A 17,886-nucleotide genomic window follows, 5' to 3' on the forward strand; every position below is an offset into this window, starting at 1 on the left:
AGGGCGCCGAAGGCGGGCCGTCGGCGAATCGACAAGTCTGCACGCCGTGCTACAGGGATAAGCTGCGTGTGTTGGTCACTCCCTGCTGGCTGCGCGGGGGCCAACCTCCGCGCTGTCTTCAACCAACTTACGTGCGTGAGTGTCCGCTATGCGCCGAGGAAGGGCCGACCGCTAGGACGCTCTGTGCGACAGCTCCCGACCCGGAGCGGTTAGTCAGCGGGAAAGATTACGTGACCGCAGTCGGGCATGCAGCTGACACGCGAAGAGGCCGCTGGGGCTCGGAATGGCTACATACAGGGACCGGCGGCAACTGGAGCTATGCCTATACTGTGCGTAGAATGTGCGTTTCTTGACGTACACCCTAGGAGAAACCTCATGGCCGCTATCTTCGCAGACGTGCTCGAATCGACGCGGGAGCCGGGCACGTCGCGGTTTTCGGCATCGGGCGTTGCCGACATCCTCGGCCTGCAACAACAGGATCTGGCCGAACTGGCGGGGGTCCATCGCAACACCCTGCGCACCCATCCGGAATCGCCAAGACTGCAAACCGCACTGCGTGACCTGATGCGCGTGTTGTCGGCCGCCACGGCGGTGCAGCCAGACCCGCAACGCGCCATCTTTCTAATCAAGAACGAGCCTATTCCCTCGTTTCGCCACAAGACCCTGTTGCAACTGATTCAAGAAGGGCGAACCGAGGATGCGATCGGCTACCTGGAGTCGATCAGCGCCGGGTTCGTGGGATGATCCTGTGCGACCTGCCTCCCGGCACCACGTTGTTCCGGGCGCATACCCCGCAGTGGGCCAGTCGGCCCACCAGCGGTGCAGGCGCCGCAATCCGAGGGGGACGATTCAACCGAGAGGGCGTGGAGGCCCTGTACCTGTCGCTGGATGAGGTGACCGCCTTGCGCGAGTACCAGCAGACCTCACCCTTCCTACCACCCTGCACCATGTGCTCGTACACCGTGGCCCTGTTTGACCTGGTCGACCTGCGCCAGCTCCACGACGGCGAGCCCTGGGACGATCTATGGCACGACTGGCGCGAGGACTGGCGCCACCTGAAGTTCGAGCGACGTGTCGAGCCGCCAACCTGGGTTCTCGCCGATCTGGTGCTGGCGCACGGATACCCCGGCATCCTCTTTCCGAGCCAGACGCATGAGGGTGGAACGAACGTGGTCGTTTACTCGGAGCGACTCAAGGGTGGTAACTCAATCACCGTCAACGACCCGGACGGGCGACTCCCTCGCAACATGTCCAGTTGGGCGCGATGATCTCCCGCAGTTTCCCGATTTCCAGCTCGCGATGAGCGATGAGGACCTGCAGGCACAACAGCGCGAGGTTCAGCGTTTGCTGGGGCGCTTCCTTCAGGAAGCGCTTCTTGTACCGGACCCGCACGGGCTAGTCCTGGTGCGCGCGGTACAGGGCCTTCGCCTCCTCCAACTCCACGGATTCATCGTCGGCCGCGACCTGCATCAGCAACATCAGACCATGGTTTTCCAGCACTTCCTCGATGCGCTCGAAGGTGTCGATGTCCAGCTGCACGCCGATGCGGCGGTTGTTCTCGTCGATGATGTACTGTCGAGGAATGTACACGCGCTTGCTTTCGTGTCGCGCAGATACGCGGGCTTCGGCATGGCAAGGGCGGCTAGAGCGCAACCGGCTCATGATGCCGGTGGGACCCGCCGGCATGTGACCGGTGTCACGCGATGGCGGCCGCGTTGCTCACAGGCAAGACGGCCGAGTTGGGGCTAGGGCGTGATCGGCAGGTAGACGAAAGCCCGCGGCACGTCGGCGCCGACGATCTCGATGGCTTGGGGCTCGTAGAAGTTGCCGAGGTTGATCGTCCTGCCGGCGGGGTAGGTGCCGAGGGTGATCTGGTTCCCAGTGACGCGGTACTCGCCATCGCCGGGGGGCATTTCGAGCAGGATGCGGCAGGGGGCGATGGCGCATTGGCCGGTGTCGCCGGGCTTGACGGTGACCGTGATGGCACCGGAGGGGTTGCGCTCCAGCCCGGTGCAGCCGGCCGCCAGGGCGGCCAAGAACATAGCGGCGGCGAGGACCGTCTTGCGCCGGCCCCGCAGCTGTACGCCGTGGCGATCAGACACCGCGGATCGCCCGGTCCATGCGCGCCTTGGCGGCCTTCCAGGCGTCGTCGCCGACGTGCTCTTCGGCCACCAGCTCCATGAGGCCATAGGCCAGTGCGCGCGCCTCGGCATCCAGGTCCCGCAGCTTGACCAGCTTGAACAGGCAGCCGGCGCGCTCGTACTCCAGGGTGTTCGCGAGCGCATAGAGCGTAAGGGCATTCGCGGACTCCGGCGCCTGCTCGATGAAGACGACGGTGCGCTCAAGGGCTTCACTGCCGGAGAGCATGGTCATTCCCCCGCCACGGTCATGCGCTCGATGAGCCAGGAGCCGGTGGTGATGCTGGCGGCGAAGTCGTAGTCGTTGCCGACGGCGACGAGCCCTTTGAACATATCGGCGAGGTTGCCGGCGATGGTGATCTCTTCCACTGGATATTGGATCTCGCCGTTCTCCACCCAGAAGCCGGCGGCGCCGCGGGAGTAGTCGCCGGTGATCATCTTCACGCCCTGGCCCATCAGCGAGGTCACCAGCAGGCCGCGGTCCAGGCGGCGGATCATGGCGTCGCGGTCGTCGCTGCCGAGCCCGATGCTGAGATTGCGCGCGCCGCCGGCGTTGCCGGTGGTGGTGAGGCCCATGCGACAGGCGGAATAGTGGTCCAGCAGCCAGCTCTTCAGCACGCCGTCGGTCACCAGGTCCTTGGGCGCCGTCGCCACGCCGTCGCCGTCGAAGGGTGCGCTGGCGAGTCCGCGCAGCCGGTGCGGGTCTTCGTAGATGCGCACGAAGTCCGGGAAGATCGGCTCGCCGAGCTTGTTCAGCAGGAAGCTCGTCTGGCGGTAGAGATTGCCGCCGCTGATGGCTCCGGCGAAGCTCCGCAGCAGGCCCATGGCCACATCGGCCCGGAACAGCACCGGCACCTCACAGGTACCGAGGCGTTGAGCGTTGAGCCGCCCGACGGTGCGCTCGGCGGCGCGGCGGCCGACGGTCTCGGCGGATTCCAGGTCCTGCGGTGCGCGCGCGGTGGTCCACCAATAATCGCGCTGCATGGATTCTCCCTCCTTGGCCACCACCGCGCAGCTCAGCTCGTGCCGGGTGCTGGGGTAGCCGCCGACAAAGCCGTGGCTGTTGCCGTAGACGGCGAGTCCGGCGGTGGTGCCGAAGCTGGCGCCCTCGGAGTTGACGATGCGCGGGTCGGCGCCGCGGGCGGCGTCCTCGCAGGCGATGGCCAGCCGCACTGCGTCGTCCACGGGGATGTCCCAGGGGTGGCTCAGGTCGAGGTCCGGGACGTCGGTGGCCATCAGCTCGGCGGGGGCGAGGCCGGCGCAGCGGTCTTCCTGGGTGTGGGTGGCGATGCTGCACGCCTGGCGTACCGCGTCGCGCACGGCGTCCGGGCTCAGGTCCGAGGTGCTCGCCGAGCCCTTGCGGCGGCCGAAGTAGACGCTGATGCCGAGGCCGTTGTCGCGGGTGTGCTCGACGGTCTCCACCTCGCCGAGGCGCACGGCGATGTCGAGTCCGGTGGTGTTGCTGACCACCGCCTCGGCGGCCGACGCACCCTGGCGCTTGGCTTCGCTCAGCAAGTCTTCGATGGTCTGTTCGAGAGCGGCGAGCCGCTCGGCGGTGTCGGCCGTGGCCAGGTTGGGCATGGGTCTTGGGTCCGCGTTCCGTGTCAGGTGTCGATGCGTGGGGTCAGCATTGCAGGCGTTGAGACAGGTGCTGGCGCCTGCATGGCCCCCGAGGGAAGTGCCTTGGCGCGCGCCGCTCAGCCGGCGGTGCCGCCGACGGTGAGGCCGTCCACCCGCAGCGTCGGCTGGCCGACGCCCACGGGCACGCTCTGGCCGTCTTTGCCGCAGGTGCCGATGCCGTCGTCGAGCTTGAGGTCGTTGCCGATCATGCTGACGCGGGTCAGCACGTCCGGGCCGTTGCCCACCAGGGTGGCGCCCTTGACCGGCCGGCCCACCTTGCCGTTCTCGATCATGTAGGCCTCGCTGGCGGAGAAGGTGAACTTGCCCGAGGTGATGTCCACCTGACCGCCGCCGAAGTTGACGGCGTAGAGGCCCCTGTCCACGGAGGCGATGATCTCCTGCGGGTCCTTGTCGCCGGGCAGCATATAGGTGTTGGTCATGCGCGGCATGGGCAGATGCGCATAGGACTCGCGCCGGCCGTTGCCGGTGGCCGCCATGCCCATGAGCCGGGCGTTCAGGCGGTCCTGCATGTAGCCGGCGAGGATGCCGTCCTCGATGAGGGTGGTGCAGCCGGTGGGCGTGCCCTCGTCGTCGACGCTGAGTGAGCCGCGGCGCTCCGCCAGGGTGCCGTCATCGACGACGGTGACGCCCGGCGCCGCTACGCGCTCGCCCATGCGCCCGGCGAAGGCCGAGGTGCCTTTGCGGTTGAAGTCGCCTTCCAGGCCGTGGCCGATGGCTTCGTGCAGCAGCACGCCGGGCCAGCCGGCGCCGAGCACTACGGTCATGGTGCCGGCGGGTGCGGGGCCCGCCTCCAGGCTGACCGAGGCCTGGCGCACGGCCTCCCGCGCGAAGCCGAGGGCGCGGTCTTCCTGCAGGAAGTAGCTCAGATCCCGGCGGGCGCCGCCGCCGCTGCTGGCCTGCTCGCGGCGGCCGTCCTCTTCGACCACGACGCTGACGCTGAGGCGGATCAGCGGGCGCACGTCGGCGCTCATGCGCCCATCGTCGCCGATCACCAGCATCGTATCCTGCACCGCCACCAGGCTCGCGACCACCTGCGTCACCCGCGGGTCGGCGCGGCGCGCCTCGGCGTCCACCCGGTGCAGCAGGGCTACCTTGTCGGCGTCGTCCAGGCTCTCGATGGGGTTCAGCGGCTGGTAGAGCTGGGTGACGGCGGGCATGGAGCCGGCGCGAATGCTGCCCTCGCTGCCGCCGCCGGCGATGGCGCGGGCGGCCTCGGCGGCCTGGGCGAGGGCCGGGAATTGCAGCTCGTCGGAGTAGGCGAAGCCGGTCTTCTCGCCGGCGATGGCCCGCAGGCCCGCGCCCTGCTCGATGTTGAAGTTGCCGTCGCGGATGATGCCGTCCTCCAGCACCCAGGACTGCAGGCGGCTGGACTGGAAGTAGATGTCGGCGGCGTCGATGGCAGGGCTGTGCAGGGCGCCCACCAGACGCTCCAGGTGGCCGTCGTCGAGGCCGACCGGAGCGAGGATCTGGCTGCGGGCGATGGCGAGGGTGTCTGACATGTTTGAGCGAGTGCGAAGTGCGAAGTACGTGGTGCGAAGTGCGGGACGAGTCGCCTGGCGCGCGACCGATACCACTGCACAGCCAGCTGATTGGCTGCGCCTCGCGAGATCGGATTAAATTGGGATGATGGAGGTGCAGAGCAACGGGGGCGCGTCCAAGCGCTACCCCGCACAGCGCACTTCCCGCACTACGCACTTCCTCACTTACATCTCAACCGCCGATGCTCCAGCGCCGGAAAGGTCCGGCGCACGGAGTCCTGAAAGCCGCGGTCGATGGGGGTGCAGATGCAACCGGTGCCGCGGGGCACCTGGGCGAGGACGGCGCCCCAGGGGTCGACGATCATGCTGTGGCCGTGGGTCTCGCGACCGCTCAGGTGGTAGCCGCCCTGGGCCGAGGCGATGACATAGGCCAGGTTCTCGATGGCCCGCGCCCGTATCAAAGGCTCCCAATGCGCCTTGCCGGTGAGGGCGGTGAAGGCGGCCGGCACCGCCAGGAGCTCGACACCGCTGTCCACCATGTGGCGCACCAGCTCTGGAAAGCGCAGATCGTAGCAGACGAGGATGCCGAGGCGGCCGAAGGGCGAGTCCACCACCACGGGGTCGCTGCCCGCCTCGATGGTGGCGGATTCCTCGTAGCGCTCGTCGGCCTCCGGCAGGCTCACGTCGAACAAGTGTATTTTGTCGTAGCGGGCTACGCGCACACCCTGGTCGTTGTAGACCAGGGCCGCCGCGCGCAGGCGCTCCGGTGTCTGTGAGCGCAGTGGGATGGTGCCCCCAACCAGCCAGACGCCGAAGCGCACGGCGGTCTCCGCCAAGAAGCGTTGCAAGGGGCCCTCGCCGTCCTCCTCCAGGATAGACAGGGTGTCCTTGTCGCGCCGCCCCATGAAGGCGAAGTTCTCCGGGAGTACGACGAGCCCGGCGCCGGCCTCTGCTGCATCGCGGATCAGGCGCTCCGCTTCCAGCAGGTTGGCGTTGACATTGGGGCCGGTGGCCATCTGCACGGCCGCGACACGGGGCTTTGTGCTCATCGGGCTGGACTCCGCACGGCGTCTGCTCGGGCGACGACGCCCACTGTGACGCCCGTGTGACGATTGGGTCGAGAGGCAAAAGATAGCACCGCGCCGCCGTCATCACCCGTGCCGATGCCGCAACCCTTGCGACCCAAGGCCGCCGCTCCGGCCGGGGCCCCGCGCCGGCTCAGTTCTGATCCAGAAACGGGCTCACCGGCCGCTCGCGCGCACCCCCTTCTTGTTCGCTGCCTGCCCCCATGCCGCTATCGCGGCCGTTACTGGTCGCCGTTTCAGGCAGCAGCAGATCGGGCACGGAGCGCACGCCATCATCGCCGGCGATGCGCCGAACCTCGGGCTCGCTCCAGGGGCCGGTGACTTGGTATTCATAGCTCGCGAGCTGGCTGACGGCATTGCCGGAGACGCTGTCGGCGAGCAGCACCGCCGCGCCCACCAGCGGCCCGCCGGCGACGGCGCCGGCGATGGCCACACCTGAGCCGATCTCCGGTGTGACCCGCACGCGTTGGTCAAAGGTCTGTGCGACCAGATCCATACTGCCGCGCACGCGGATGTCGGCGGTGGCGGATAGGATGTCGAGCTGGCCTATGCGGGCCGTGCCGCTGCCGATGACCAAGTCGCCCTGGATCCGGTCGAAGCTGAAGCCGGCATCCAGTACGTCGCTGAAGTCCAGGCTCAGGCGCCGCTCCAGGGCACTCAGGTTGAGCACCCCCAGCATGCGTCCGACGCCGGGCTCCATGTCCAGCAGCCGGCCACCGTCGACGTCGAGCCGCAGGCTGCCGCGGGCCTGTGGTAGGCGGAAGCCGCCGGGCCCGCCCGGCCAGCTCAGTGCAAGCTCCGCGCGCGCGGGCGCGTCGGCGAGGGCGCTGTAGTAGCCGGCGTGGCGCAGCAATTCGCCCAGGTCCGGACTGCGCAGGTCCACGGCGACGGCGGTCTCGATGTAGCCGGTGGCGTCGCGGGTCCACTGGCCGCTGCCGGAGGCTGTCACCAACGGCCCCCGCAGCGACAAGTCCGTAGCCTCCACGCCGGTGGGCGTGCGCGCCAGCTCCAGCCGCAGTCGTCCGAGAGCATCCTTGCCACGGCGCAGCGCTTCCACCTCCAGCGACAGCGGCGGCACCCGGCGCGGGTCCGGGCCGGCGGCAGCCGGGCCCTGCTCGGCCTGTTGCGCCGCGAGCAGCGGGGCGAGGTCCAGGGTGTCGAGGCGCACGACCACCGGGGCGTCGTCACCGCCGGGTAAGCGGACGCTGGCACTGTTGCCGTCGGCTTCCAGGCCGATGCGCCAGCCGCCTTCGGTGGCCGGGGTCAGCCCTGCACGGACATTCTCGAAGCGCAGTACGCCCAGGCGCAGCGACTGCGCCGACAGCCGCGCAGGCAGCAGCCGCGGGCCCGACGCCCGGCCTTCAGCGGCTTGCAGCACAGACGCATGCTCAGCGCCCCATTGCAGCCAATCGCCCAGCGCCACGTCCCCGAGTCGGCCCCGCAGCTCGATACCGGCGGTTTCCGGCAGTGCCTCGGGGAGCTGGCTCAGGTCCAAGGCGGCACGCTCCAGGGCCGGACCGTCCGGCCCGGCGGCGAGCGCCAGGCGCGCGCCGATGTCGCCGAGCCGCGCGGTGATCGTCGGCGGCTCCTCGGGCACCAGGCGCGTGTCGATTCGCAAAGCGCGTGTGCTGTCGGCGGCCTTGCCGAAGGGGGCCGGCAGATCCAGCGCCATGCCGCGCAGGTCGGATTGCAGCGCCAGGTCCAAGGGCGGTTTCCCGGCGGCGGCATCGGCGTTGTCGATGCTTGCCCGCAACTGCCAGTCTGCGCTGCCCTGCAGCAGCCCCCACCAGGGGCTCGGCAAGACCTCTGCGAGGCGTGCCGCCGGGGTGTTGCCGCGGGCGACGATGTCCGTGCGCCCGGCGTTCTCCCCGGCATCCGGTCCATGGGTTTCGATGTCCACGCGCAGCGGCTGCGCGCCGAGCCGGGCGGCGATGTCCTCGGCATGCAGCCCGCTGCGGTCGAAGCGCAGGTTACCCTCGAGGTCAGCGAAGCGCAGCTCGCTCGCCCGCAAGGCGACAGCGGCATCCTCGAGCAGGCCGAGGCGCCCCGCATAACCGAATTCGAGTCCGCGTCGCAGGGGCACGTCCAGCTCCAGCCGGAGCCGGCCGCGGCCCTCCGCCGCGAGCGCCTCGGCAATGCCGCCGAGCTTTTCGGCCAGCGGCGTCTCGGCGAGCACTTTCAGGCCATCGGTCAAGGGGCCCGTGCCTTCGGCCTCGATCCGCAGGTGCTCGGGCTGCCACAGGTTCGGCATGCGGGCGCTGCCGCTGGTGACCCGGGTGCTCAGGATGCGGGCGCCCGCCAGCTCGATGTCGAGGCGGCGGCGGTCAAAGTAGAGGGTCACGTCCATGTCCTCCAGGCGCGGCCATTCGGAGCGCCCCGGTGCGGCCTGCGGTGCCGTGCTCCCGGCGGCGGACATGCCAGGCTCTCGGGGGGCAGGCCGCGGCGGTTGGTAGTCCAGCACGCCGTCGCGTACTCGCAGCACCAGTTGGAAGCTGCCGTTGTGCGCATCGAAGGGGAAATCCGCCAGCGGCCCGCGCAGCAGCAGATCCCCGGAGACGAGCTCGCCCGCGACGATGGCCCGGTCCAGCCACGCCTCCAGGCGATCGTCCATCTTCGACGCCGGCAGGTAGCGGGAAACGGCGTCTGCGTCGCCGCCGCGGACGTGGGTGTGCAGATCGATGCGCGGCGCGGTATCCGGCGGCATGAGCAGGTCGAGTCGGCTCAGGGTCGCCACGTCCGGCGTGTCGGCGGCGAGGGCGTTGGTTCCGATCCGCACGCCGTCGGCCGTGCGGTGCCACGCGATGCGTCCCGCGAGCCGGCTCAGCGTCAGCGGGGCGATGAGGTGCGGGCGCAGGTCCAGATAGCCGTCGCGGGCACTCAGATCCACGGCGCCTCGGTCCTGTGCCGCGGAGAAGCGCAGCTCCAGGCCGTCCACCGCCGGGATGGGCCCCGCGGGCGCCGGGGGCGGCGTGTCGGCATCGCCGGCGCTTGGTGCCGGCCCCAGGCCGAAGTCGCTGATGCGCCCGTTCACCAGCCAGTCGCTGCCGCTCGGGGCACCCGACGGGGACTGCCCCAAGCGAAAGCGCAGGTCGTGCAGTCGGCCGGCGATGCGCCCCGCCAGCAGCGGCGTCAGCGTCTCCGTGCCGGCCGCAGGAGCGGCGAAGCGCCCGATGGCCGCCAAGTGTTCCAGCGGCAGGCCCGCGAGCCAGCCGTGCACCGCCGTGGGCTCGCCCGCCGCGGCCCGGTCGCCAACCAGGCGCAGCGCGGTCTCCTCCGCGCCGCGCAGATTGCTGAAGAGCTTGACGCTGGGCACATCCAGGCGCCAGCCGTGGCCCTGCCGCCGCCAGCGTGCGAGCGCGCCCACGTCGCCCAGCGCGAGCCGCGTCGTCGTGGCTGTGCCGTCGTCGGCACCGCCCGCAGGCGCCGGCGCCGGCCGTTGCAGCACGAGGTCGTCCAGCCAGACGCGTGCCGTGGCGCGGGTGAGCCGGCCGTTGCGCAAGTCGTTCCAGCTGCTGACATGCAGCCCGTCGGTGGTGAGCTGCAAGCCCGCCGGCAGCCGCCCGCGCAGCACGTGCGCCAGGTCGCTGCCGCGCCAGTCGGTGTAGAGCCGCCCGGACCACTGCTCGGGGCGTCCCGACGGCCCGCGCAGGTCTGCCAGCAGCGTCAGTGTGCCGCCGGGATCGCCGGGCGGCGCTCCGCGCATGCGCAGCCGATGCACGGCGCCGCGATTGCGCAGGTCCAGTCGGGCGACGTGGAAGTCGAGCGTCGGCGCGCCGGCGGCGGCGTCGGTCCAGGCGATATCGCTGTCGACGAGACTGAAGTGTCCCTGGTGCAGGAAGAAGGCGGCAGCGTCGCCGTCGCCGCCGCCGAGCCGGTCGAGGCCGCGGACCCCGATGCGCCCGTCGCCCTCGCGGCGCACCTCCAGATGCGCGCCCACCAGGGTGATGCCGTCGATGCGCGGTGCCCACGCCAGCAGGGACGCGCGCAGGCGCAGGTCCACGTACAGGGCCCGCAGCGCCAACAGCCGCTCGCCGCTGGCCGGGTCGTGCAGGGTCGCGCCCTCCAGGCTCAGCTCCGGGCGCAGACCGCGCAGGTGCAGCCCCAGGGTCTCCACCGTCAGCTCGGCGCCCAGCGCGTCGCCCAGGCGCTCGGCGAGGACGCCGCGCAGTCCGTCGGCATGCGGCAGGGCCAGGCGTACCACCAGGGTCAGCACCGCGAAACCGATGATGGCCGCCGCGGCGAGCCCGGCGAGGCGCCGCAGCAGGGTGCGAAGCAGCCGGCGGGTCATGGGCGGGGGTGCGACACGCGCGGGTGTCGGCGGTGGGGTCGGACTACAGCGAGACTGCCGGGCATGGCAAACGGCGGGTGGCGGCGTACCGGCTCAGATGAGGACCACGTCGTACTGGTCCTGGGTGTACAGAGCCTCTGCCTGCAGACGGATAGGCTTGCCGATGAACTCCTCCAGCTCCGCCAGGTGCCCGGACTCCTCGTCCAGGAGGCGGTCGACGACCTCTTGAGAGGCGAGCACCAGCAGGGTCTCCACCTCGAACTGGCGGGCCTCGCGCAGGATCTCGCGGAAGATCTCGTAGCAGGTGGTCTCGGCGGTCTTCATGGAGCCGCGCCCGCCGCAGCAGGGGCAGGGCTCGCAGAGCACGTGCTCCAGGGACTCGCGGGTGCGCTTGCGCGTCATCTCCACCAGCCCCAGCGCCGAGACCTCGGTGATGTGGGTCTTGGCGTGGTCCTTGGCGAGGCACTTCTCCAGGGCGCGCAGCACTTGGCGCTTGTGCTCGTCATCGGTCATGTCGATGAAGTCGATGATGATGATGCCGCCGAGGTTGCGCAGGCGCAGCTGGCGGCAGATGGCCTGGGCCGCCTCCAGGTTCGTCTTGAAGATGGTCTCCTCGAGGTTGCGGTGGCCGACGAAGGCGCCGGTGTTCACATCGATGGTGGTCATGGCCTCCGTCTGATCGATGATCAGGTGCCCGCCGGACTTGAGCTGCACCTTGCGCTCCAGGGCCTTGCGGATCTCGTCCTCGACGCCGTAGAGGTCGAACAGCGGGCGCTCGCCGGCGTAGTACTCGATGCGCTCGACGATCTCCGGGATGTACTTGCCCGCGAAGGGCATGGCCTTGTCCACGGTGGCGCGGGAGTCGATGCGCACCCGCTCCACCTCCGGCGTCACCAGGTCCCGCAGGGCGCGCAGGGCCAGCGGCAGGTCGTCGTGGATGAGTCCGAGGGCATCGCCGGTGTCGCAGCGCTCCTTGATGCCGCGCCAGAGCTTGGCGAGGAAGGCCATGTCCCGGCACAGGGCGTCGTCGTCCACGGCCTCGGCGGCGGTGCGGGCGATGTAGCCGCCGGCGTCCTCGTGCTCGTCGACATAGTTTTGCAGGATCTCGCGCAGGCGCTTGCGCTCGTCGTCGTCCTCGATCTTCTGCGACACGCCGGTGTTGCCGAGCCTGGGCATGAACACCAGGTAACGCGAGGCGATGGAGATGTTGGTGGTGAGGCGGGCGCCCTTGGTGCCGATGGGGTCCTTGACCACCTGCACCACGATGCGGTCTCCCTCGCGCACCAGGTCCGTGATCTGCTCGCTGCGCGGCTCGCCGTCCTTGCCGATGATGTCGGAGGCGTGCAGGAAGGCCGCCCGCTCCAGCCCCACGTCCACGAAAGCCGCCTGCATGCCCGGCAGCACCCGGCAGATGCGCCCGCGATAGACATTGCCCACCAGCCCACAGCGCTCGGCGCGCTCGATGATGATCTCCTGCACCACGCCGTTTTCCACCACCGCGACCCGGGTCTCCGGTGGGGTGACGTTGATCAGGATCTCTTCACTCATGGGTGGCGATGCGGGCGTTGTTGCGGTGCATGGGCTCCCGATCTCCGGGGTTGTAGCGACAAGGTTGCGGGGACGGTATACCTGATTCAGTCAGCGCTGAGCAATGGCAGGCCCTCTGCGGCCAGTAGTTGTGCGGTCTCGAACAGCGGCAGCCCGACCACGCCGGACCAGCTGCCCTCCAGGCGCTCGACGAAGACGGCGCCGAGGCCCTGCAGGCCATAGCCCCCGGCTTTATCCTGTGGCTCGCCGCTGGCCCAATACACGGCGGCCTCCGCGGCGCTTACCGCGCGAAGCCACACGCGCGTGCTGGAGACCACGGTGCGCTCGGCGGCCCCGAGCAGCGCGACGCCCGTCAGCACCTGGTGCGTGCGGGCCGACAGCAGGGCGAGCATCCGCGCCGCCTCGGCGGCATCGGCGGGCTTGCCCAGGATCCGATCATCGCAGATCACGGCGGTGTCCGCTGCCAGCACCGGCCGCGCCGCCGTGCCCCTACCGAGCGCCGCGCGTACCGCCCGTGCCTTGGCCAGGGCGATGCGGAGCACATAGTCCGCCGGTGCCTCCCCCCGGGCCGGGCTCTCGTCCACATCGGCGCTTCGCACCTCGGCCGTCAGGCCGATCTGTCGGAGCAGCTCACGCCGCCGCGGCGACTTTGAGGCCAGGATGAGCCGGGGCGGGTCGTCGCGCCCGGTGGGTGGTAGCGTTTCGTCAAGGACCATAATGGGCTCAGCCGCGGTGATAGGGGTGGCCCTTGAGCTGGCTCCAGGCCCGGTAGAGCTGCTCGGCCAGCAGCACGCGCACCAGGGGATGCGGCAGGGTCAGCGGCGACAAGGACCAGCGCTGCTCGGCCCGCGCCAGGCAGGCATCCGACAGCCCGTTGGCTCCGCCCACCAGCAGCGCGATGTCGCGGCCCTCGGCGAGCCAGCCCCCGAGTTGCTCGGCGAGCTGCTCGCTGCTCCAGCCGCGCCCGCCCACATCCAGGGCGACGATGCGCGCCTGCGCCGGCACGGCGGCGAGCAGGCGCTCTCCCTCGTCCCTGCGCAGGCGCGGCAGCTCGCCGTCATCGACCCTCCCGGTGCGGGTGCGGCCCTTGCCGCCGAGCCCGCCGGGCAAGGCTTTGAGCAGGAGCTGGCACTCCGGCGGCAGGCGCCGGGCATAGTCCTCGAAGCCGGCATCCACCCAGCTTGGCATGCGCTGGCCAATGCTGATGATGTGGATGCGCATGGCCCCGGGACGGCTTCGCTCAACCGCCGTCGCGTGCGGCGAGCACGCCCAGCAGCCGCTCGGCTTCGGCCCCGACCTCCGAATCCGGCGCCAGATCACGCGCCTGCGTCAGCGCCTCTCGCGCCCTCGCCGTCTGGCCGGCTTGCAGGGCGACGAAGCCGAGGCTCAGGTGAATGCGCTGGGCCTGCGGCGCCGCCGCCGCGCCCGCCGCGAGCACCTTAAGTCCCGCCGCCGAATCGCCGGCGTAGTGCAGTGCCAGGCCGAGGTCGTTCTGCGTGTCCACGTCGTCGGGAGTGAGCGCCAGCAGTCGGCGGTACAGGGGCACCGCTGCGGCAAAGCGCTGCGCCCGAAACAGCCGGTCGGCCTGCCGCGCCAGCACCGCCGGGTCGTCGCTCGCTGCCGCTGCCGCGCTTGCCCCGTCCTCGCCCGCCAGGGCCGCGCGCATCTGCTCACCCAGGCGGGCCATGTCCGGCTGCTCGGTCTGTTGGGCCGCCTGCTCTGCCGCGGCGGATCGCGGCGGGTGGCGCAGGTAGTAATCGCGGGTCACGGCGAACACCGTGAACCCGTAGAAGAAGAGACCCAGCAGGACGACGAGCCATTGCAGCAATGTCAGCTTTGGAAACATGGTCTTTGGGTACGCCTATGCTGGGCTGGATCGCCGGCGGGCTGCGTGCCGGCGGGGCAGACGGATTGCAGCGGGTCTCGACACCGGGCTCGGCACTGTGCTCGGCACCGTTCTGGGCCGGGGCATGCTCGGAGCCGCCGGCGGCAGTGTCAAGGATCTGCGCAACACAGGCGGGCGCGAGGCTGTGATTCAACATCGAAAATCATTTATGCTTCAGCGGCCTGTTTGCGCCCTCGTGACGGCGGTCGGAAATGCCGACGCGGAGGCTGTGCGCAGGCTCGCGGCTATGGCTCCCCGTTGATGCCAGTCTCGCCCCGACCAAGCAACGTTCAAGCAGACTCCGGCACGTCGATGCGCCGCTGGAGCAACCACAGGAGATATCGCCATGGCCACCCCAGTGAAGCAGCTGAAGGGCGTCACCGACGCCATGCTTGGCACCCTCGCTGAGAAGAGCATCAAGGACAATGTCGAGCTCGTGGAGGCTGCCGCCACGCCGGCGGCACGCAACGCCCTCGCTGGCGAGTGCGGCTGCGAGCCCTCGGAGCTGCTTGAGCTTGTCAACCGTGCCGACCTCGCGCGCATCAACGGCGTCTCCGGCGTCTATTCCGACCTACTGGAGGAATCCGGCGTGGACACCGTGAAAGAGCTCGCCATGCGGCGCCCGGACAACCTGCATGCCAAGCTCATCGAAACCAATGATGCGGCGCAGCTGACCCAACGCCCGCCGACGGCCGCGCAGGTCGAGGACTGGGTAGAGCAGGCCAAGGCCCTGCCGCGCATCGTGACCTATTGACGTCAACTTGCGCGTGGCGGGATGGATGTGGGGACTCAAGACCGGCGCGCATCGTCCCCATTTGTTCCGCCATGGCCAATGAATTTCCATCCACTCGCGACATGCCCTCGCGCCTGGGCAAGGCGATGCTCATCGCCGCCTGGGTCGTGGGCCTGGCGCTGCTGGTGCTTCTGTTCCAGAACCATCTAGAGCGTCAGCACAACCCGAACCCCGACCCGAGCATGCGCGTGGACTCCGCGGGCGTGCCCACGGTGGTCCTCCAGCGCAACCGCAGGGGCCACTATGTGACCGGCGGCAGCATCAACGGCGCGCCCGTGACCTTCCTGCTGGACACGGGCGCCACCAAGGTAGCTCTGCCCCTGGACCTGGCCCGGGAGCTGGACCTGCCACTGCTGCCGGGCGGCATGAGCAAGACCGCCAACGGCGTGGTGCGCACCTGGCGGACCCGACTCGACAGCGTCGACGTGGCCGGGCTGACCGCCCGCGACGTGCGCGCCGTGGTGATGCCCAACATGCCCGGTGACGATGTGCTGCTCGGCATGAACTACCTGAAGCGTTTCGAGCTGATCCAGCGCAACGATACCCTGACGCTGCGCGCGCCCGGCTGAGTCACGGCCCCGGGCCCCGGGCCCCGGGCCCCAGGGTGGCGCTGCGCTTACCCAAGCGGCGTTGTCGGCCCAGGGCCTGGCCGTTGCGCCCGGGCTGTCAGGTGAATTCGTCATGCAAGCAAGCCCGGCCTTCGTCCTCTTCGGCGGTGTCCATCTCCTTACTCTGGCGCTGATCGTCGTCTCGGCGCTGGTGCTGCCGCTGGCCGTATGCCGCTACGCGCCGGCGGCGCTGCGCCCGGTGGCCTTGGCGCTGGCGGCCCTGCTGCTCGCGCAGGAGGCCGTGGACGTCGCCTTGCAGCTCTGGCGCTCCGGCCCGTCCGTGCAGCTGTTGCCGCTGCATCTGTGCACGCTCGCGGTGTTCGTCACCGTCTGGATGCTGGCGACGGGCAATCAGCGGGCGTTCGAGCTGGCCTACTTCTGGGCCCTGGCGGGTACGACCCAGGCGCTGGCGACGCCTGACCTCCGGCAAGGCTTTCCGGACCCGGCCTTTGTGTTCTTCTTCGCCGGCCACGGGCTGGTCATCGTCGGCGTCGCTTACGGGGCCCTGGCACTCGGGCTGCGGCCCTACCCCATGTCCATGCTGCGCGTCGGGCTCACGACGCTTGCCTTGGCGGCGGTGGTCTTCGGCGTCAATCTGTGGCTGGGGACGAACTTTCTGTATCTCATGGCGAAGCCGGCCGGTGCGTCGCTGCTGGACTGGTTCGGCCCCTGGCCCTGGTACTGGCTGGGCCTGGTGGCGGTGGCCATGGTCTCCTTCCTGGTGCTCTATGCCCCCTATTTCATCGCGGACTGGCGCGCCGGCCGCCGGCACGGGCGGCCTCGGCTCCCGCCCGGCGGTACCCCACCGACGGGGCTTTGAGCGCTGCGAGGCTTGGCATCCGGCTGCGGCCCGGCGCTCAGTCGACCATCTGCACGACACCGCCGCGGCGCGCGTCGCCGGCGCCATGCAGGCCGCCGCCGGCGTCGATGCCGACGCTGTGCGCACCGCCGAAGAAGACGCTCCGGCCGCGCCAGACCTGGAGCCGCGGCCAGTGGGCGGCCAGCGCCGCGCGCGTGGTCTCGGCCACCGGCGGCTCCAGGCTCAGCGCCTCGCCCTCCAGGTGCAGCCGCGGTGCGGCCACGGCCTCGGCCAGCGGCAGATGCAGGTCGATGCGGTTCACCAGCACCTGCAGGATGGCGCTGCGGATGCGGTTGGAGCCGCTGGAGCCCGTCACCGTCCAGCCGCCGTCGCCATGGGCCACCAGCGTCGGACACATCATGGAGCCAACGCGGGTATTCTCCGGCCACTGGTGGAAGCCGCCGCCGCCGGCGAGGTCCGCCTCGCCCAGCATGTTGTTCATGACGATGCCCGTGCCGGGCAGTACATAGGCCGCGCCCTCGCCGTTGGAGAGGGTCAGGCTCGCGAGGTTGCCGTCGCCGTCGGCGATGCTGATCTGTGTGGTGCCGCGGCGGAAGACATGGCGCGGCAGGCCGAGTGCCGCGAGCCGGGCCGGGAAACCGGTGCGCTGCGCCGCGCGCGCTGTGGCATCGGGCAGCCGGCCCGGGGCGAGCACGGCGCGTGCCTCCGCGGTCGCCGCCATCGCCGCCGCCAGCGCCAGGCGATGGTCGGGGTTGCCGAAGTCCATGCCGCCGAGGCTGGTCTCGCCGAGCAGCTCCAGGGTCAGCGCCAGCAGGGCGCCGCCCACCGACGGCGGCGGGTTCAGGTACAGGCGGGCATCGCGGTAGTCGAGCACCAGCGGCTCGCGCTGCGCCACCCGGTAGTCGGCGAGATCCGCCACCGTCAGATGGCCGCCGCCCGTCGCGCAGTCCGCGGCCAGTCGCTCGGACCAGGGCCCGCCGTGTAGGAGCCCGGGGCCCGCCGCCGCCAGCGCGTCCAGGGCTGCGGCGAAGTCCGGCCAGGGGATCCGCTCGCCCACGGTGGCGAGTCGGGTCGGTTCGCTCGGCGAGGCGTGCAAAGCAAAGGTGGCGGGGTCGGCCCGCAGGATGGGCTCGACGATGCGGGCGATGCCGTGCTGCACGGGATTCACTGCTACCCCGCGCTCGGCGAGCGCCCGCGCCGGCGCCAGCAGATCGGCGAGTGGCAGTCGGCAGAGGTGGCGCTGTATCGCGAATAGACCGGCGACGGCACCCGGTGTTGCCATGGCGCCGCGGCCGATGTGGAACTCCTGGGTGGCGTCGCCAAAATCGGCATGGACCGGGTAGAAATCCAGACCGGCCGCCGTGGCCCGGCAGCCGGGTGTCTGGGTGAAGAAGTCGAACAGCTGCGGCGCCTCGCCCGCCGGTCGCGCATGCAGGAAGCCGCCGCCGCCGAGGGAGGCGAGCACCGGCTCGGCGACACAGGCCGCCACCAGCGCCGCGACTGCGCCGTCGAAGGCGTTGCCGCCCGCCGCGAGCACGGCCGCGGCGGCGGCAGCGGTGTCCGGATGACCGGCGGCGACAATGGCGCGAGACATCGGCTGGA

17 protein-coding genes are annotated in these 17,886 nt (G+C 70.4%); 5 read left to right on the forward strand and 12 right to left on the reverse strand.

The window, feature by feature from the left end; translation table 11 throughout:
- Positions 1-375 precede the first annotated feature (375 nt).
- Entirely contained in the window at positions 376-744 is a 369-nt protein-coding gene (locus tag CKO31_RS09080; protein ID WP_200236135.1) for a helix-turn-helix domain-containing protein, read from the forward strand.
- Positions 741-1,268 (forward strand): RES family NAD+ phosphorylase, encoded by a 528-nt coding sequence (locus tag CKO31_RS09085; RefSeq protein WP_200236137.1) that lies wholly within the window; start codon positions 741-743, stop codon positions 1,266-1,268. The genes CKO31_RS09080 and CKO31_RS09085 overlap by 4 nt, the downstream gene beginning before the upstream one ends.
- Positions 1,269-1,395: 127 nt before the next feature.
- Here the strand turns inward: CKO31_RS09085 and CKO31_RS09090 are convergent, their stop codons facing one another.
- The 11 genes from CKO31_RS09090 to CKO31_RS09140 all read right to left on the reverse strand — a co-directional run bounded on the left by CKO31_RS09090 (position 1,396) and on the right by CKO31_RS09140 (position 14,024).
- A complete protein-coding gene (locus CKO31_RS09090; RefSeq protein ID WP_200236139.1) occupies positions 1,396-1,590 on the reverse strand; it encodes a RelB antitoxin-like protein in 195 nt (64 codons plus the stop codon).
- 155 nt (positions 1,591-1,745) lie between these two features.
- Positions 1,746-2,102 carry a hypothetical protein gene (locus tag CKO31_RS09095; RefSeq protein ID WP_200236141.1) on the reverse strand — a complete coding sequence of 119 codons (357 nt, stop codon included), beginning with the start codon at positions 2,100-2,102 and terminating at the stop codon, positions 1,746-1,748.
- A complete protein-coding gene (locus tag CKO31_RS09100) occupies positions 2,095-2,373 on the reverse strand; it encodes a hypothetical protein (protein ID WP_242475256.1) in 279 nt (92 codons plus the stop codon). Before CKO31_RS09100 ends, CKO31_RS09095 begins: the two co-directional genes overlap by 8 nt.
- On the reverse strand, positions 2,370-3,719 hold the full coding sequence (gene pmbA / locus CKO31_RS09105) for a metalloprotease PmbA (protein ID WP_200236143.1): 1,350 nt from the start codon (positions 3,717-3,719) through the stop codon (positions 2,370-2,372). The genes CKO31_RS09100 and pmbA overlap by 4 nt, the downstream gene beginning before the upstream one ends.
- A 116-nt stretch (positions 3,720-3,835) precedes the next feature.
- Positions 3,836-5,278 (reverse strand): metalloprotease TldD, encoded by a 1,443-nt coding sequence (gene tldD / locus CKO31_RS09110; RefSeq protein ID WP_200236145.1) that lies wholly within the window; start codon positions 5,276-5,278, stop codon positions 3,836-3,838.
- 200 nt (positions 5,279-5,478) lie between these two features.
- Positions 5,479-6,306 carry a carbon-nitrogen hydrolase family protein gene (locus CKO31_RS09115; protein ID WP_200236147.1) on the reverse strand — a complete coding sequence of 276 codons (828 nt, stop codon included), beginning with the start codon at positions 6,304-6,306 and terminating at the stop codon, positions 5,479-5,481.
- Positions 6,307-6,475: 169 nt separating this feature from the next.
- Positions 6,476-10,630 carry a YhdP family protein gene (locus CKO31_RS09120; protein WP_200236149.1) on the reverse strand — a complete coding sequence of 1,385 codons (4,155 nt, stop codon included), beginning with the start codon at positions 10,628-10,630 and terminating at the stop codon, positions 6,476-6,478.
- Positions 10,631-10,723: 93 nt separating this feature from the next.
- A complete protein-coding gene (gene rng, locus CKO31_RS09125) occupies positions 10,724-12,178 on the reverse strand; it encodes a ribonuclease G (RefSeq protein ID WP_200236151.1) in 1,455 nt (484 codons plus the stop codon).
- A gap of 86 nt (positions 12,179-12,264) precedes the next feature.
- Complete coding sequence (locus CKO31_RS09130; protein WP_200236153.1) at positions 12,265-12,894, reverse strand: Maf family protein; 630 nt, start codon at positions 12,892-12,894, stop codon at positions 12,265-12,267.
- A 7-nt stretch (positions 12,895-12,901) separates the two neighbouring features.
- Positions 12,902-13,399 (reverse strand): 23S rRNA (pseudouridine(1915)-N(3))-methyltransferase RlmH, encoded by a 498-nt coding sequence (gene rlmH, locus CKO31_RS09135; protein ID WP_200236156.1) that lies wholly within the window; start codon positions 13,397-13,399, stop codon positions 12,902-12,904.
- Between the two features lie 19 nt (positions 13,400-13,418).
- Complete coding sequence (locus tag CKO31_RS09140; protein WP_200236158.1) at positions 13,419-14,024, reverse strand: tetratricopeptide repeat protein; 606 nt, start codon at positions 14,022-14,024, stop codon at positions 13,419-13,421.
- 385 nt (positions 14,025-14,409) lie between these two features.
- On the opposite strand from CKO31_RS09140, the gene CKO31_RS09145 reads away from it, so the two are divergent.
- The 3 genes from CKO31_RS09145 to CKO31_RS09155 all read left to right on the forward strand — a co-directional run bounded on the left by CKO31_RS09145 (position 14,410) and on the right by CKO31_RS09155 (position 16,284).
- Positions 14,410-14,817, forward strand: a complete 408-nt coding sequence (locus CKO31_RS09145) for a DUF4332 domain-containing protein (RefSeq protein WP_200236160.1) — start codon at positions 14,410-14,412, stop codon at positions 14,815-14,817.
- Positions 14,818-14,918: 101 nt separating this feature from the next.
- Positions 14,919-15,425 (forward strand): retropepsin-like aspartic protease family protein, encoded by a 507-nt coding sequence (locus CKO31_RS09150; RefSeq protein WP_242475257.1) that lies wholly within the window; start codon positions 14,919-14,921, stop codon positions 15,423-15,425.
- A 112-nt stretch (positions 15,426-15,537) separates the two neighbouring features.
- Complete coding sequence (locus CKO31_RS09155; protein WP_200236164.1) at positions 15,538-16,284, forward strand: YwaF family protein; 747 nt, start codon at positions 15,538-15,540, stop codon at positions 16,282-16,284.
- 37 nt (positions 16,285-16,321) lie between these two features.
- Here the strand turns inward: CKO31_RS09155 and CKO31_RS09160 are convergent, their stop codons facing one another.
- Positions 16,322-17,878: a gamma-glutamyltransferase gene (locus CKO31_RS09160; RefSeq protein WP_200236165.1), complete on the reverse strand. Its 1,557-nt coding sequence runs from the start codon at positions 17,876-17,878 to the stop codon at positions 16,322-16,324.
- Positions 17,879-17,886: the final 8 nt, after the last annotated feature.

Origin of the sequence: Thiohalocapsa halophila (assembly GCF_016583825.1) — a bacterium.
Lineage (GTDB): Bacteria > Pseudomonadota > Gammaproteobacteria > Chromatiales > Chromatiaceae > Thiohalocapsa > Thiohalocapsa halophila.